14 protein-coding genes are annotated in these 15,265 nt (G+C 59.4%); 12 read left to right on the top strand and 2 right to left on the bottom strand.

What is annotated here, in order from left to right; genetic code table 11:
• The first annotated feature begins 36 nt into the window (after positions 1–36).
• Positions 37–546 carry an acyl-CoA thioesterase gene (locus tag ABIB60_RS15430; protein ID WP_354581126.1) on the top strand — a complete coding sequence of 170 codons (510 nt, stop codon included), beginning with the start codon at positions 37–39 and terminating at the stop codon, positions 544–546.
• Positions 547–635: 89 nt separating this feature from the next.
• On the opposite strand, the gene ABIB60_RS15425 is transcribed toward ABIB60_RS15430, so the two are convergent.
• Both ABIB60_RS15425 and recF read right to left on the bottom strand, forming a co-directional pair.
• Positions 636–959: a DciA family protein gene (locus ABIB60_RS15425; RefSeq protein ID WP_354581124.1), complete on the bottom strand. Its 324-nt coding sequence runs from the start codon at positions 957–959 to the stop codon at positions 636–638.
• A 124-nt stretch (positions 960–1,083) separates the two neighbouring features.
• Positions 1,084–2,196 carry a DNA replication/repair protein RecF gene (recF, locus tag ABIB60_RS15420; RefSeq protein ID WP_354581123.1) on the bottom strand — a complete coding sequence of 371 codons (1,113 nt, stop codon included), beginning with the start codon at positions 2,194–2,196 and terminating at the stop codon, positions 1,084–1,086.
• Positions 2,197–2,264: 68 nt separating this feature from the next.
• Here recF and pdhA point away from each other — a divergent pair, with 68 nt between their 5' ends.
• The 11 genes from pdhA (at position 2,265) to ABIB60_RS15365 (ending at position 15,118) form a co-directional block, all read left to right on the top strand.
• Positions 2,265–3,437 (top strand): pyruvate dehydrogenase (acetyl-transferring) E1 component subunit alpha, encoded by a 1,173-nt coding sequence (gene pdhA, locus ABIB60_RS15415; RefSeq protein WP_354581122.1) that lies wholly within the window; start codon positions 2,265–2,267, stop codon positions 3,435–3,437.
• 49 nt (positions 3,438–3,486) lie between these two features.
• Entirely contained in the window at positions 3,487–4,266 is a 780-nt protein-coding gene (locus ABIB60_RS15410; protein WP_354581120.1) for a tetratricopeptide repeat protein, read from the top strand.
• A 139-nt stretch (positions 4,267–4,405) separates the two neighbouring features.
• On the top strand, positions 4,406–4,882 hold the full coding sequence (gene ribH, locus ABIB60_RS15405; RefSeq protein ID WP_354581119.1) for a 6,7-dimethyl-8-ribityllumazine synthase: 477 nt from the start codon (positions 4,406–4,408) through the stop codon (positions 4,880–4,882).
• Between the two features lie 283 nt (positions 4,883–5,165).
• Positions 5,166–5,549, top strand: a complete 384-nt coding sequence (locus ABIB60_RS15400; protein ID WP_315999641.1) for a TraR/DksA family transcriptional regulator — start codon at positions 5,166–5,168, stop codon at positions 5,547–5,549.
• Between the two features lie 166 nt (positions 5,550–5,715).
• A complete protein-coding gene (locus ABIB60_RS15395; RefSeq protein WP_354581118.1) occupies positions 5,716–7,554 on the top strand; it encodes a pseudouridine synthase in 1,839 nt (612 codons plus the stop codon).
• A gap of 191 nt (positions 7,555–7,745) precedes the next feature.
• Positions 7,746–8,486, top strand: a complete 741-nt coding sequence (locus ABIB60_RS15390) for a type III pantothenate kinase (RefSeq protein WP_354581117.1) — start codon at positions 7,746–7,748, stop codon at positions 8,484–8,486.
• Positions 8,473–9,834, top strand: a complete 1,362-nt coding sequence (gene bamG, locus ABIB60_RS15385; protein WP_354581115.1) for a BamG family beta-barrel-assembly machinery protein — start codon at positions 8,473–8,475, stop codon at positions 9,832–9,834. Before ABIB60_RS15390 ends, bamG begins: the two co-directional genes overlap by 14 nt.
• A gap of 1 nt (position 9,835) precedes the next feature.
• Positions 9,836–10,426, top strand: a complete 591-nt coding sequence (lptC, locus tag ABIB60_RS15380; protein WP_354581114.1) for an LPS export ABC transporter periplasmic protein LptC — start codon at positions 9,836–9,838, stop codon at positions 10,424–10,426.
• Between the two features lie 12 nt (positions 10,427–10,438).
• On the top strand, positions 10,439–10,705 hold the full coding sequence (locus ABIB60_RS15375) for a hypothetical protein (protein WP_354581113.1): 267 nt from the start codon (positions 10,439–10,441) through the stop codon (positions 10,703–10,705).
• A 255-nt stretch (positions 10,706–10,960) separates the two neighbouring features.
• A complete protein-coding gene (locus ABIB60_RS15370) occupies positions 10,961–13,090 on the top strand; it encodes a peptidylprolyl isomerase (RefSeq protein WP_354581112.1) in 2,130 nt (709 codons plus the stop codon).
• Positions 13,091–13,285: 195 nt separating this feature from the next.
• Positions 13,286–15,118: a tetratricopeptide repeat protein gene (locus ABIB60_RS15365; RefSeq protein ID WP_354581110.1), complete on the top strand. Its 1,833-nt coding sequence runs from the start codon at positions 13,286–13,288 to the stop codon at positions 15,116–15,118.
• Positions 15,119–15,265: the final 147 nt, after the last annotated feature.

Below are 15,265 nucleotides of genomic sequence, written 5' to 3'. Positions count from 1 at the left end.
CCGGTATCATACTCCCGAGTTACCCTAACTGAGCTGATGATACCGTCCTATGCCAACTTCGGCGGGAAGATTCACGGAGGGATTTTGCTTTCCTTGATGGACAAGGTTGCGTACGCCGCGGCCTCCAAACACGCCGGTACCTACTGCGTGACCGTGAGTGTGGATGGAGTGAATTTTCTGCAGCCGGTGGAGGTGGGGGAGCTGGTGTCGTTGCTGGCTTCCGTAAACTATGTGGGCCGGACTTCACTGCTGGTAGGCATCAAGGTTATTGCCGAGGATGTCCGCAGCGGCACCGTGAAGCACACCAACACGTGCTACTTCACTATGGTGGCTAAGGACGATGATGGCAAGCCTACGCCGGTGCCGGGCCTGGAGCTGGAAAGCGTCGAGGACACGCGCCGGTTTGTGGAGGCCATCAAACGGCGCGAATTCAAGGAGCAGTACAACCAGGAGTTCAACAATGCCCGGACTGCTTTGGTGGTGGAGCATGGCTACTACGACCTGACGCAGGAGCGCTGCCGGATAGCCTACCCGGAAGTTAAATAGCGGTAGGCTCTGGCAGTGACCAGCAGAAGGTAGCCCAGACTATATCTTATGTTAGCGCAGCGCCGGTAGGGTAGGGGCAGGTTGTAGCCTTACAGAAAGACTACTTCCTTAATCACGTCTTCGCCTACCTCTGCGTTGAGATTCTCCAGCACCTTGGTCTTCGCCATTACCAACTCGTGCTTGAGTGGGGCCGAGGAGAGGCGTACGAACAGCTTCTGATTACTGACGTAGATCTGCTGGGTTTTCAGGGCCACGGCCTTGCCCATTACCTTTTCCCAGCTAGCCACCACCGTTACCTCGTTGAGCTTACCCTGTAGGCGATAGGCTCGCAGCAGCGCCGTGATACCGTCCTTCAGCGGGACAATATCCGATTGACGGGATGTTTCGGAGGAGTAAGGTTTTTTGAAGGCCATTGCATTATTTAACGCGCGAAGGAATTGCGCGTACTACTTCTGCAAAGGTACCAGCCAGTACTGCCAATACCCGCGCTTGCGCGGCAGCAAAAGCCCCGGCTGCTCAAATTAGGAATTAGCGGCGCTACAGCGGGTCAATGGTACCCGCCTGCACCCGATACCGCCGAATGTCTTCCGAAAGGTTGGTCAGCACCCGGTCGGTGCGCTCCAGGTGGGTATCGGTTAGGAAAATCTGGCCAAAGGTGTGATTGGCCACCAACTGCATGAGGCGGGTAATGCGCTTCTCATCCAAACGGTCGAAAATATCATCCAGCAGCAGCAGCGGCTTTTGCTGCTTGTGCTGGGCCAGGATTTCAAACTGCGCCAGCTTGAGGGCAATGGCATATGACTTCTGTTGGCCCTGGGAGCCGTAGCCCTTCACCGCTAGTTCATCCATCAGAAACGTGAAGTCATCTTTGTGGGGGCCTACCGTGGTGCGTTGCAAGGTGAGGTCCTTACGTTCCTGCAGGCGCAGCAGCTTTAGAAAGTCGGCTCCCGGCAACTCACTCTTGTAGGTAAGCGTTACCTGCTCCCGCCCGTCGGCCAGTTGCTCGTAGTGGCGCTGAAACAAGGGCTCGAACTCCAGAAGGAAGGACTGCCGACGCTGGGCCAGCTGCTCACCTACCGGAGCCAGTTGCTCATCCAGGGTAAGCAGGTAGTCCCGGTCGTAGCCGGCTTGGCGGTCGGCGGCCAGCTTGAGCAGAGAGTTGCGCTGCTTGAGCAGATGAGTATACTTGATTAGCTGGGTGAGGTACTGGTGGTCGAGCTGGGAGATGAGGCTATCGAAATACTTACGCCGCTCCTCGCTGCCCTGCCGAATCAGGTCGGTGTCGTAGGGCGAGATGAGCACCACCGGGTAGCGGCCGATGTGGTCCGATACCCGCTCGTAGGCTTGCTTGTCGTGGGTCACAGTTTTCTTCTGCCCCAGGCGCAGGCTGCACTGAATAGTTTCCGGCTTCGTCTCAGTCCCCGAGTTGAACCGGCCCTTCACCACAAAAAACTCCTCACCTTGCTTAATGCTGGTTGTGTCGGAGGCAGTGAAGGCACTCTTGGTGAGGGAGAGGTAATGAATGGCGTCGAGCAGGTTGGTCTTGCCGCTGCCGTTGTCACCAATAAAGCAGTTGATGTGCGGGGAGAAGCGTAAATGGGCGTCTTCGTAGTTTTTGAAGAACAGCAGATGCAGGCTTTCGAGGTTCATGCGGAAGGTTCGGAATTGCAATCCTTTTACGTACTTTCGCATCCCAAACGCGAACAACCGAAAGCAAGATGGCGGAGACGAAAGTAAAGGCTGCCCCCAAGGCTTCCAATTCGACGAAAAAAACGTCGACCCCAAAAGCGGCCCCCAAGGGCAAAGTGGCTGCAACAGTAAAGCAGCCTGATCCGGTATTGCCTCCCGCAAACGAAGAGGCGAAGGCCGCTACGGGTGCCCCGAAGGCAACTACGCCGGACACGCTGGAATTCTCGAAGGAAACCTACCTCACCTGGTACGAGCAGATGCAGCTCATGCGCAAGTTTGAGGAGAAGGCCGGCCAGTTGTACGGGCAGCAGAAGATTAAAGGTTTCTGCCACCTCTACATCGGGCAGGAAGCCTGCGTAGCCGGCGCTGTGTCGGCCCTCACCAAGGACGACAAGTGGATTACGGCCTACCGTGACCACGCGCACCCGCTGGCCCTGGGCACCTCGCCCAACGCCATCATGGCGGAGCTGTTTGCTAAGGCTACCGGCTGCTCCAAAGGCAAAGGCGGCTCCATGCACATCTTCGATAAGGAAGTAAACTTCGTGGGCGGCCACGGTATCGTGGGAGCCCAGGTTCCGATGGGAGCAGGTATTGGCTTTGCCGAGAAGTACAACAAAACCGGCAACCTGTGCATCGCCTACATGGGCGACGGTGCCGTGCGCCAGGGGGCCCTGCACGAGGCCTTCAACATGGCCATGCTCTGGAAGCTGCCCGTCATCTTCGTAGTGGAGAACAACGGCTACGCCATGGGTACTTCGGTGCAGCGCACCTCCAACGTAACGGAACTCTACCACATCGGCCGCGGCTATGATATGCCCTCCGAGCCGGTGAATGCCATGAACGTGGAAGACGTGCACAACGCCGTGGCCCGCGCCGCCGAGCGTGCCCGCGCCGGCGAAGGCCCCACCTTCCTGGAGTTCAAAACCTACCGCTACAAAGGTCACTCCATGAGCGACCCCGCCAAGTACCGCACCAAGGAAGAGCTGGAGGACTACCGCTCCCGCGACTCGATTGAAGAGGTGCGCCATACCATCCTCACCCACAACCTGGCTACGGAGGAAGACCTCACCGCCATTGATGAGAAGATCAAGGCGCAGGTGCAGGAGTCGGTGGAGTTTGCTGAAAACTCCCCGTATCCCACGGCCGACGAGCTGTTCAAGGACGTGTACGTTCAACAGGACTACCCTTACATCCGCGACTAGCGGAAGCTAAACCGGCCGTATTCGGCGGCCTCCTTTCTGCGTAATTCTCATGTCGAAAATTCCTTTCACGGGCAAAAGCCAGCAGGCTCGCCAGCAGCAACAGCAGCGCGTGGTGTCCTCCGACCCATTGCAGCCAGCGGAAGCGTACAACCCCGAGCATCCGTTGCTGGAAGACCCGGACGCGCTGGCCGTGCGCCTAGCCGAGTCGGAGGACTTTGTGCGCCGCAACAAGAACATACTGCTGGGTCTGCTGGCCGTGGTAGTGCTGGCCGTGGCTGGGGGCTTTGGCTACTACATGTGGCGCGGCTCTCAGGACACCAAAGCCCAGGCCAGCCTGTTTCAGGCGGTGAACTACTGGGAAGCCGACTCGCTGAACAAAGCCCTGAAAGGCGACGGCCGGAATTTGGGTCTGGAAAAGGTGGCTTCGGAATACAGCGGCACGGATGCGGCCAACCTGGCAAACTTCTACGCTGGTGCCGCCTCGCTGAAGAAAGGGGAGTACAAGAAGGCCATTGACTATCTGGAGGACTTCAGCTCCAATGACTACCTGGTGCAGGCCCGTGCCTATGCGCTATTGGGTGATGCCCACCTGGAACTCAACCAAGCTAAAGAAGCGGCCGACTTCTATAACAAGGCGGCCAACCACAACGCCAATGAGTTCTTCTCGCCCGGCTACCTTATGAAGGAAGCAACGGCCCGCGAAGCGGCCAAGGATTACGACGGGGCCATTACCGCCTACGACAAGATTCTAACCGAGTACGCATCGGCCGCCGAGGTGACGGAGGCCAAAGAGTATAAAGCTCGGGCAGAGGCCCTAGCTGGTAAATAAGGTCAGCATTACAACAGCAGAAAGCGGCAGCCCTTGGGTTGCCGCTTTTTTTGGGCTTAACCCGAACTGCGGGCGGGCACCTATCTTTGTTCGGCTAGCCTTACGCTACGTTACTTTTCACGGCAACCCTCCCGAGTACATGGCAACTTCCCTCAAAAACCTGAGCGACTATACCTCTGACCACTTCATTGACATCAGCGACAAGCGGTTTGGACTGGTAGTGGCGGAGTGGAACCGCGAAATAACCGATACCCTGGCCCAGGGAGCCTACGATACTCTGCTCAAGCACGGGGCCAAGCCCGAGAACATCTTCCGTAATACCGTGCCCGGTAGCTTCGAGCTGACACTCGGTGCCCAACTCCTTGCCCAGCACGAGGAAATAGACGCGGTAATCTGTCTGGGGGTAGTTATCAAAGGCGAAACTAAGCACGACGACTACATCTGCCACGCGGTGGCCAGCGGCATCACCAACGTGGGACTTAAGTTTAACAAACCGGTCATCTTCGGGCTGGTGACTACCAACACGCTGGAGCAGGCCTGGGACCGGGCCGGTGGCAAGCACGGCAACAAGGGGGTAGAGGGCGCGGTAGCCGCTATCCACATGCTGGGCTTCTAAGGCAGAGGAAGGAAGGGCTCCTGACTAGAGTAGCCTCCTTAAAAAGGAGCTACTAATGGGTATCGTGTTGATTAGCGGACAAAACCGTAGCTTTGCGGCCGGAAAACGTCTGACCACTGGCAACCAACGACTAGCTGGTGCGCCCCGGCTACTCCGCGCTACGCCCAACAAGATAAACTTATTGGCGTGGATGGGTGTTGGGCGTAACTACTGGCTGTCGGGCGGCTATATAGTTGGCAGTTTAGCCAGTAATCAGTTTTACTTAACATCTTCCTGCAACGACATGAGTGAAGCACCCCTACGCTATTCAAGGGAAGAACTGGCCGAGTTTGAGCAAATTATTCAGGAAAAGCTCACGGCTGCCCGCAAGGAAGTAGCGTTCATCAAAGAGACCCTGAGCCGCAAAAACGACTCGGGTACCGACAATACAGCCTCCTCCTCTAAGGTGCTGGAAGACGGTGCCGATACGGCTGAGAAAGAAAGCATGAACCAGTTGGCCTCCCGCCAAATGAAGTTCATTCAGCAGCTGGAAAACGCCCTGGTCCGCATCAAAAATGGGACGTATGGTGTTTGCATTGGCACCGGTAAGCTGATTCAGAAGGAACGCCTGCGCGCTGTACCGCACACGCAGCATTCCATTGAAGCCAAAATGGCCCGCCGCGACTAACCTACGGCTGACCACCATGTACTGCCCGGGCTGACCGGCAGGCTCTGCCCATTGTGGAGCCCGCTGGTTAGTCCGGGCACTGTTTTCGGAGGCTGGGCGTTAGCCGGTTTCCTCACATCTGATTATTCACTTCCCGTAGCGATACGGTACTCACGCTTCTACCACCATGGGTAAGAAACATTTTTCCGGTGACGCTTCCGGCCGCAAAGGCCGCCCCAGCGGCGCAGGCCGTCCTTCCGGCAACGGCGGACGTCCCTCCAACAACTCCGGCCGCCCTTCGGGCAGCCCCGACGGATTCCGCAAGTTTGTGCAGCCGGGCCAGGAGCGCGCCGAGCGGGACTCCCGCCGCGACAACGACCGTTCTGACCGGTCCGCCTTTGGCCGGTCGGGCGGCAACAGTTTTGGCGGCCCCAAGAAATTCGGCAACTCGGGTGGCTTCGGTGGCCCCAGAAAGTTCGGTAACTCGACGGGCACCTCCTTTAACCGCGGTACCCGTAGTACTGGTGGTGATGGGGAGAATACCCGCCGTCCTGATTTTGACCGGGAGGAGCGCCCCACCCGCAACTTTACGCCCCGCCAAACCTGGGATGGTCAGCCGTACCGCCAGGAGGGCCGGCCTACCGTACCGCGGGGCACCCCTGGCGAGCGGAACCGGAAGTTCGTCAAGCAGAATCCTAACCCAGCCGATGAGACCCGGGCGGAACGCCCGGAGGGCTACCGGCCGCGCCCCACAGAGGAGCGCCCCAGCCGCGGCGAATTTGGTGCTGACCGGGAAATACGGTCGGCCCGCCCCTTTGACTTCCGCGGCCGCCCCACTGACCTGGATACGGAGCGTACGCCGCGCCCGGAGCGCCCCGAACGTTTTGAGCGCCCGGAACGCTCGGAGCGGCCCGTGCGCCGCTCAGAAGATGCCGGTACTGAGCGCCGCGACTTCAGCAGCCGCAAGCCCCAGGGTTTTGGCGCAGGTGCCTCGGGGGAGAAGCGTACCAGCCGCCCCGGCTCGTTTGGTGACAAGCGCGAGGGCCGTTCTTTTGACCGGGAAGACCGCAAGCCCTTTGGGGAAAAGCGCAGCTTCGGAACGGACCGCCGCGCGGGCCGCCCCGCCGAGGAGCGCCCCCGTCGGGCCCACGATGAGTTTACCGGCAAAGGTGCCCAAACGCCTAGCTCTAACCAGGCAGGTAAGCGTAAGTACGGGGAAGTAGTTGGGGAAGCTCCTGATTACAAAAACCTGAAGTTCTACGACGAGGATAAGTCCCGGGGCAACAAGCGTCGCCGCGAGGATGAGGAACTAGGTGCCGAGGAGGTACGCTTGAACCGCTACATTGCCAACGCCGGTATCTGCTCCCGCCGCGAGGCCGACACGCTGATTGCCTCCGGCGAAATCAAAGTGAACGGGGAGGTGGTAACCGAAATGGGCTATAAAGTGCAGCCCTCCGATACGGTGCAGTACGGCAAAACCAACCTCAACCGCGAGAAGCTGGTGTACGTGCTGCTCAACAAGCCCAAGGACTACCTCACCACCACCGAAGACCCCGAAGGCCGCCGTACCGTAATGGAGCTGATTAAGGGTGCCTCCAAGGAGCGGGTGTTCCCGGTAGGCCGCCTCGACCGGAATACTACCGGCTTGCTGCTGTTTACCAATGATGGGGAAGTAGCCCAGAAACTTTCGCACCCCTCGCACCGCAACAAGAAAATCTACCAGGTGGAGCTGGATAAGCCACTGGAGCCTCAACACCTGGCCCAGATTGCCGACGGTCTGACCCTGGAAGATGGTAAGGCCGAGGTGGATGACGTGGCCGTGGTAGCGGGCAACCCGCACTTTGTGGGCGTGGAAATTCACATTGGCCGTAACCGCATCGTACGCCGCATCTTTGAACACCTGGGTTACGACGTGGTGACCCTGGACCGGGTGCAGTACGCCGGCCTCACCAAAAAAGACCTTCCCCGGGGCAAATGGCGTTTCCTCTCCGAGAAAGAGGTTATCCGCCTGAAGTATTTCATGTAAGCACGCAACCGCTCACCCGCTGGGCGGCTCCTGATGGTGAAGTTGTGAAACGCGGATGTTGGGATTGGCTGGTCTGGATCAGATCCTGCCTGCCCAACCGCTCCGGTTCCACGGCTTCACCATTTTTGCGCCCTTGTAAGCCAGTACTCCAACACCTGATTTACTCACCTTTTCTTTCCTAAATTCTCCACTTGCGTACGCTGGCTCTCGATATTGGCAATACAGCCGTCAAATACGGCTACTTTGAAGCTGATGCGCTGGTAGAGTCGGCGGCGGGTCAGACGGCGGAGCAGGTGCGGGCGGCGGTGCAGCGGCTCCGACCAGACCACGCCGTGCTGGCTTCCGTGGCGGAGCCAACCACTGCTTGGGCTAGAGAGCTGAAGGAGATGATTGAGGGAGAGGTGCTGGAGTTCGTGCCAGCTACCACGCCGTTGCCCCTCGGTAATGCCTACGCCACGCCCCACACCCTGGGGGCCGACCGGCTAGCGGCCGCCGTGGGTGCCGCCTGGTTGTTGCCCCAACGCCCGGTGGTGATTGTGGATGTAGGCACGGCCATCAAGTGCGACTTGGTGGCGGAGGGGGCATTTCAGGGCGGTAGTATTTCGCCGGGTTTGGCTATGCGGTTTCGGGCGCTGCACGCGTTTACCGGCCGGCTGCCGCTGGTGAAGAAACCGGCCGACGAATCAGCCAAAATACCTCTCACCGGTACCGATACGCAGGCCGCCATCCGGAGTGGAGTGCTGAACGGAGCCGTGGCCGAAGTGCGCGGTATGCTGGCTGAATATGAGGCCCGGTTTCCGGGCCTGGCCGTGGTGCTGGCGGGTGGCGACGCGCCATTCTTCCGCACCCGGCTGAAACGACCTATCTTTGTTGTTCCGGAGCTCGTGCTACTTGGGCTCCACCGAATTTTAGTACACCATGTCTCAACCTAACTTCGCCGGTGTAGCCGGTGGTCTTTCGCTGCTGGGGTTGCTGGCAGTTTCGCCAGCCGTACTGGGTCAAGGCCTGGGCAACTCGCCGTATTCGCGCCTGGGCCTGGGTGATGCCAGCCTGAACTCGGGGGGCGTCCGGCAGATGGGCATGGGAGGCATTGGGGTGGCGGCTCCCAACAGCGTGAACGTAAACGAGCTGAACCCGGCGCTGCTGTACTACACCAACCGCACCACTTTCGAGGCCGGCTTTACGGGGCAGTTCAAAACCCTGCGTAACTCGGTAAGCAGCCAGCGTACGGGCTCCGGTAACCTGGGCTACCTGGCCTTGGCGGTACCCATCAACCGCCGCTGGGCCGGGGCCATCGGCCTGAAGCCCTACAGCACGGTAGACTACGAGACGAGGACGCTGGACAACACCATTCAGGGTGACCCAACCTCCCAGATAGAAAAGCGCTACGTGGGCTCGGGCGGGCTGGCTGAGGCGTACATGAGCCACGCCGTACGCCTGGCCAAGGGCCTGACCGTCGGGGCATCCGTTGGGTACGTGTTCGGCAACATCCAGCAGGAGGCTAGCACCCGCATCAGCACCAGCACTCTGCCGCTGGCCCTCTCGAACCGGGACATCTACCAGGAGCAGGTGCACTACTCCGATTTTGCCTTCCGCATGGGGCTGCACTACCGGGGAGAAATTACCGATAAGCTGAACTACAACATCGGCGGCACGCACAGCTTCCGCTCCAACCTCAACGGGGAGCGGAACGTGGCCTTGGTTCGTCAGGATCCCAATGAAATTCAGATCGGCTCGACGACGCAGGAAGTGGAGGCCCCCGGCCGAGCCCAGGTACCCTCACTTACCCAAATTGGCTTTAGCCTGGATAATAACCGCAGCTGGAGCTTGAGTCTGGAAGGAGCCCGCCAGGAATGGTCGCAGTTCCGGGCCTTTGGCGAGCAGGGCGGTTCCTCCGGTATTCTACTCAGTGACACCTACCGGTTTGGGGCTGGCGGGGAAATCACCCCCGATGCTACCTCGGTAGAGAATTACTTTAAGCGGGTAACCTACCGGGCGGGCCTCAACGTGGCGCAGCTGCCCTACCGCCCCGGCGGCAACGCCCTCTACGACCGGTCGGTGAGCTGGGGCTTTGGCTTTCCGCTGCCCACGGCTACGGCCCTGGATGCTACCACAATCAGCTTGGGCTTCACCTACGGGCAGCGCGGCAACACTGATGTGCTGCGCCTGACAGAAGGCACCACCGAGCGGATTGAGCGCAACGTGAAGGAAGATTACGTGCGCATGCAGCTGGGCGTGACCCTGAACAACCGGTGGTTTATTAAGCGCCGTATTGAGTAGCATGAAAGCCTGGCTGGTAGATACGGTGCCCCTGGGGGCGTTGCTGATGGCTACCTTGCTGGTAGGCTGCCAGAAAGCGGCCGACGAGGTGCAGGTGAAGCAGGTGCTCTACAAGGGCCCCACCGTGGAAACCGAAAATGTGCTGATGCTCGTCAGTGACTCGGCCCGATTGCGCGTCCGCCTGACGGCCCCGCTGGAGCAGCAGTTCGAATCAGGTGACATGATTTACCCCAAAGGCGTAAAGCTGACGTTTCTGGATGACGAGGGCGTTACGGTGGTAAACACCATTACCGGCCGCTACGGCAAATTCGACAAGGCCAAAAACCTGTATACCATGCGCGGCGACGTACGCGTGACCAACGTGCCCAAGCAACAGCGCATGAACACGGAGGAGGCCTTTTACGATAAAACCAAAGCTAAAATCTACACCCAGGAGCAGACCGAGACCCGGGTGACCACGCCCACGGAGGTACTCACCGGCCGGGGCCTCATCGCCAACCAAGATTTTTCCTGGTATCGGTTTCTGAACCCCACCGGCGTGTTTACGCTCCAGAACGCGCCCACCGCGGCTCCGGCCCCACCCAACCGTTAAGTATTTCTGTCAATGAAGCGTTTCTGGGACCCGGGCATTAGCCGTACCATCCTGTTTGTGCTGGGGGTTTTCACCTTTGTAGTAGCCTGTTACCGCACGCTGGCCATCGGCAAAATGGATGGCCTCTACAACAACTACTGGTTGTTCATGCTGTCCTTCGGATTGGTGATAGGGCTGCGCTACCTGCGCCAGCAGGATAAGATAAAAGCTGCCGAAGCTGAAGCTGCCCGTAAGGCGGCGCTGCCGGCTGCCGCCAAAAAACCGAAGAAGAAAAAGTAGGAGGCAGGGCCTGTTCGGGAACCGGTTACCGGTTTCATATTTGGCCCGAGTATGCGCTTTTCTGGTCCTGAGCCCCTGCCGCCACTATGGGCGGCAGGGGCTCATCGTATTCAGGGGGTTCTGCCTTGGGCAGAGCCAATTACTGCGGCTTCGTCGTTCCCGGGCAGCTACTGGGCTAGGTATTACCTAATGACCATCTTTTTTGGTTATTTTGCGCCTCATTCACCTTTTCTTACTGCGCTTTTTTTCAAGTAAATGGCATTAATCAACACGATTCGAGAAAAATCGGGCTGGGCGGTCGGGGCCATCATCATCGGTCTGCTCCTCTTCATGCTCGGCGGTGACTTCCTGTACGGTCGGAGCAGCATCTTCGGCAAGAACGATACGTCGGTAGGCGAAGTAGCCGGCGAAAAGGTGGAGTACGCAGATTTTGAAAACACGCTGGAGCAAGCCAAGCAGGCGTTCATTCAGCAGCAGCAGCGCCAGCCCGACGACCAAGCCCTGGCTTACATCCGGGAGCAAGCCTGGAACCAGACGCTCTACCGCATTGCTTTCCAGAAGGAGTTCGACAAGCTGGGCCTGAAAGTGTCCGATGAGGAGCTGACCGATATGGTGCAGGGCGTGAACGTGCACCCCAGCATCCGTCAGGCCTTCACTGACCCCAAGACGGGCCAGTTTGATGTGCTGAAGGTAAAAGAGTACCTGCGCAACCTCGATAAGATGGACCCCCAGGCCCAGGCCGCGTTTGCCAACTTTGAGGCCAACCTGCGCCCCGAGCGTTTGGGCAGCAAGTACAGCAACCTGCTCAAAATGAGTACCTACGTGACCTCGGCCGAAGCCAAGCGCTACAACGAGGCCCAGGCCGCCCAGGTAAACATGCGTTACCTGTTCGTGCCCTACTTCACGGTGTCGGACTCGAGCGTGAAAGTGAGCAACGAGCAGCTGCAGGCTTACATCGACAAAAACAAAGCCCGCTATAAGGTAGAGGACGGCCGTAGCGTGGAGTACGTGAGCATTCCAGTAACCGCCTCCGTAGAAGACAGCACCACCATCCGCAAAAACGTGGACGAGCTGGCCACCCGTTTTGCCTCGGCCCCCGTCGATTCGTCCTTCGTGCAGCTGAACTCTGATGCCCCAACTCGTCCCGCCTTCCTCTCGCCGGCCGATATGCCCGAGAAGCTGCGCGCCCAGTTGCCCCTGCAGGTAGGCAAAGTGTACGGCCCCTACGCCGAAAACGGCACTTACTCGCTCTACAAAGTAACCAGCGAAAAAGCCGGCGCTCAGCCCGCCGCCCGCGCCAGCCACATCCTCATCAAGGCCGACGGCACCACGCCGGAGGCCGATGCCGCCGCTAAAGCCAAGGCCACCGAAGTACTGAACAAAGCCAAAGCCGGCGCCAACTTCGCCGACCTGGCCCGCCAGTACGGCACCGACGGTACCACCGCCACCGGCGGCGACCTGGGCTGGTTCCAGCAGGGCCGTATGGTGCCCGAGTTTGAGAAGGCCGTATTTGGAGCTACCGCCGCTGGTTTGCTGCCGAATCTGGTAAAAACGTCCTTCGGCTACCACATCGTTAAAATTACCGCCCCCAAAACCAGCCAGACCTACCAGGTAGCTACCGTGCAGAAGAGCATTCAGCCCACCGATGCTACCCGCGACGCCGCCTACAACAAAGCCCAGCAGCTGAAGGGTGAAGCTACCGACCTGGCCTCATTCCGGGCCGCAGTAGCCAAGGACAAGAGCCTGCAGAAAGTAGAAGCCAAAGGCCTTGGCCGCGGCGACCAGGCCGTGAACAACCTGCAGGGTGCCCGCCGCCTGGTACGCTGGGCCTACGGCGCCGATAACGAAGCTCCCAACGCCAAAATCGGGGATGTGTCGCCGGTGATTGAAGTGGGTGACCAGTACGTAATTGCCGTGCTGACCGGGGAGCGGGAAAAAGGCACCGCCGACGTAGCCAGCGTGAAGCCCGAAGTAACCGCTTTGGTGCGCAATGAGCTGAAAGCCGAGCAAATCATCAGCAAGCTGAACGCTGCTAAAGGCAGCACGCTGGAGCAGCTTGCCCAAGCCTACGGCAGCAGCGCCCAGGTAAAAACCGCCGATAACGTAGTGCTGGGCCAGGGTCAGATTCCGGGCCTGGGTGCCGAGCCGGTAGCCGTGGGTAAAGCCTTCGGCCTGAAGCCCGGCCAAAAGTCGAAAGCCTTTGCCGGGGAGCAGGGCGTATTGGTAGTGGAAGCCGTAAGCGCCACGCCGGCTCCCGCTACTGCCGACGTGAAAGCCGCCAAGCAGCAGCTCACTGCCCAGCGCACCGCCCGCGCCGATGAGCTCATTTACAACGCCATCAAGCAGCAGGCCAATGTAAAGGACAACCGCACGAAGTTCTTCTAAGCTACTTCAAGCACCGAACTGCAAAAGGGCCGTACCTTAGGGTGCGGCCCTTTTGTGATTTAGTGAAATGGTGATTCAGTGAATTCCTTGAACTGTGCTTCCTGTGCAGATCCGCCTACCAGATTGAACGAGTCACTCACTAAATTACCACTTCACCTCCCGGCACTCCGGACCCGTCCTTTTCGTTATGCGCGTATGAGAAAGTCGTTACGAGTGGTTTGGTTGGCGAGCGGGTTGGCCGGGATGCTGTGGAGCGCCCAGCCGACCCTGGCTCAGGGCAGTGAGGACAGCCAAGTGCAGCTGGCCCGCGAGTATGAGCGCAAGGGAGAGCATGACAAGGCCGCCTTCCTGTTCAGCCGCCTGCGCAACGATGAGCAGACGGCCCCCAACATCCTGCCCGATTACCTGGCGGCTTTGCAGGGCCTGAAGCAATACAAGGAAGCCGAGAAACTACTGAAGCGGGCCATCAAGCAGCGCCCCCGGGAGGAGGCGCTGGGGGTCACGCTGGGCCAGGTGTACGTTCAATCTGTTGATGAGCTGGCCGCGCGGAAGCAGTGGGATAAAGTGCTCAGCCAACTCACTCTGGAGCAGGTACCAGCCGTGGCCGCGGAGTTTCAGCGCCTGAACCTGCCTGATTGGGCCACTCGTACCTACTTGCGCGGCCGGGAACTGGCCCGCTCCGAAACTGAGTTCGGCCCCCAGCTCATCCAGCTCTACACCCAGCAAGGCCAGACCGATAAGCTGATGGTGGAAACCTTACGTTTGGTGCAGGATGATGAGCGGCAGCTGCCCTTCGTGCGCAACATGCTCCAGAACAGCCTGCAGGAAGACAAGGACTTTGCCGCCCTGGAAAAGGAGTTGCTGAGCCTGGTGCAGAAGAACCCCGAGCGGCCCGTGTACAGTGAGTTGCTGCTGTGGCTGCAGGTGCAGCGCCGCGACTTTACCGGGGCTTTGGTGCAGGCCAAAGCCCTCGACCGGCGCGGCCGTACCGAGGGCCAGCGGGTGCTGGAAGTGGCCGAAATTGCCCGTCGCAACAAAGACTACGAAAGCGCCATTCAAGGCTACGACTACCTGATGCGGGAGTATCGCACCAGCCCCTACTATGCCCTGGTGCGGCAGCGGCTGGTGCAAACCCGGGAGGAGCAGGTACGCAACACCTACCCCGTAAATGTGGCCCAGCTCCGCAGCCTCTTGCAGGAGTACGAGCAGGTGCTGAAAGACCTGGGGCGCACCCCCGAAACTGCCCCGGTACTGCGCAGTATGGCGGCCCTGCTGGCTTTCCAGCTCGATGAGAAAGAGCCCGCCATCAAGCTCCTGAATGAGGTAATCAGCATGCCCCGGGCTGGCTTGGAAGTGGTGGATCAGGCCAAGATTGACCTAGCCGATATTTACGTACTCCGGGCCGAGCCTTGGGAAGCTACGCTGCTGTACTCGCAGGTGGAGAAGTCGCACAAGGATACGCCCCTGGGCTATGATGCCAAGCTGCGCAACGCCCGCCTCAGCTACTTCGCCGGCGACTTCAAGCTGGCTCAGTCCCACTTGGATATTCTTAAGCAAGCCACCAGCCGCGAAATTGCCAACGACGCCATGCAGCTCAGCCTGCTCATTACTGATAACACAGCCATGGACACCGCCGGCGTGGCCCTGCGTGACTACGCCGCCGTGGAGCAGCAGGTGTTTCAGAATAAGCTGCCGGAAGCCATGCGTGGGCTGGATGCCTTGCTGACCAAGTACCCCGGCCACGCCCTGCAGGATGAAGCTTGGTTTCTGAAGGCCCAGCTGCTGCGCCGCACCGGCGACTACCCCGGGGCCCTCACCACCCTGGAGCGTATTACGGCCAACCCCAAGTACGACGTGCTCAGCGATGATGCCCTGTTTCTGGCGGCCAGCATTCTGGAGGAAAACGTGCAGGACCGGGAGAAAGCCCAACAACTCTACAACCAGGTCATTACCAAATACCCCGGTAGTATTTACGTGGCCGAAGCCCGCAAACGGTTCCGCAAGCTGCGCGGCGACGTGGTGAACTAGTTGCCCGAACGAGTACTCCGGCCCTGTGCGCCGGTCCGTTGAAATTAGTACGCGAAAGTCCCTCTTCAGCCCTGAGTAAGCGGAAAATGGCTCTCGGATGCCGGCCGAAGTATAGCGCCTGAGTATAAGTTTCTTTGGGCCTACTGT

Origin of the sequence: Hymenobacter sp. UYP22 (assembly GCF_040547285.1) — a bacterium.
In the GTDB taxonomy this organism is placed as follows: Bacteria; Bacteroidota; Bacteroidia; order Cytophagales; family Hymenobacteraceae; genus Hymenobacter.
Note: the sequence above shows the minus strand (reverse complement) of the source record. Positions and strands in the feature narration are given on the sequence as shown.

Coding starts and splice junctions, on each gene's coding strand:
- ABIB60_RS15430 (WP_354581126.1), top strand. CDS start 37: ATGATACCGTCCTATGCCAACTTCGGCGGGAAGATTCACGGAGGGATT.
- ABIB60_RS15425 (WP_354581124.1), bottom strand. CDS start 959: ATGGCCTTCAAAAAACCTTACTCCTCCGAAACATCCCGTCAATCGGAT.
- recF (WP_354581123.1), bottom strand. CDS start 2,196: ATGAACCTCGAAAGCCTGCATCTGCTGTTCTTCAAAAACTACGAAGAC.
- pdhA (WP_354581122.1), top strand. CDS start 2,265: ATGGCGGAGACGAAAGTAAAGGCTGCCCCCAAGGCTTCCAATTCGACG.
- ABIB60_RS15410 (WP_354581120.1), top strand. CDS start 3,487: ATGTCGAAAATTCCTTTCACGGGCAAAAGCCAGCAGGCTCGCCAGCAG.
- ribH (WP_354581119.1), top strand. CDS start 4,406: ATGGCAACTTCCCTCAAAAACCTGAGCGACTATACCTCTGACCACTTC.
- ABIB60_RS15400 (WP_315999641.1), top strand. CDS start 5,166: ATGAGTGAAGCACCCCTACGCTATTCAAGGGAAGAACTGGCCGAGTTT.
- ABIB60_RS15395 (WP_354581118.1), top strand. CDS start 5,716: ATGGGTAAGAAACATTTTTCCGGTGACGCTTCCGGCCGCAAAGGCCGC.
- bamG (WP_354581115.1), top strand. CDS start 8,473: ATGTCTCAACCTAACTTCGCCGGTGTAGCCGGTGGTCTTTCGCTGCTG.
- lptC (WP_354581114.1), top strand. CDS start 9,836: ATGAAAGCCTGGCTGGTAGATACGGTGCCCCTGGGGGCGTTGCTGATG.
- ABIB60_RS15375 (WP_354581113.1), top strand. CDS start 10,439: ATGAAGCGTTTCTGGGACCCGGGCATTAGCCGTACCATCCTGTTTGTG.
- ABIB60_RS15370 (WP_354581112.1), top strand. CDS start 10,961: ATGGCATTAATCAACACGATTCGAGAAAAATCGGGCTGGGCGGTCGGG.
- ABIB60_RS15365 (WP_354581110.1), top strand. CDS start 13,286: ATGAGAAAGTCGTTACGAGTGGTTTGGTTGGCGAGCGGGTTGGCCGGG.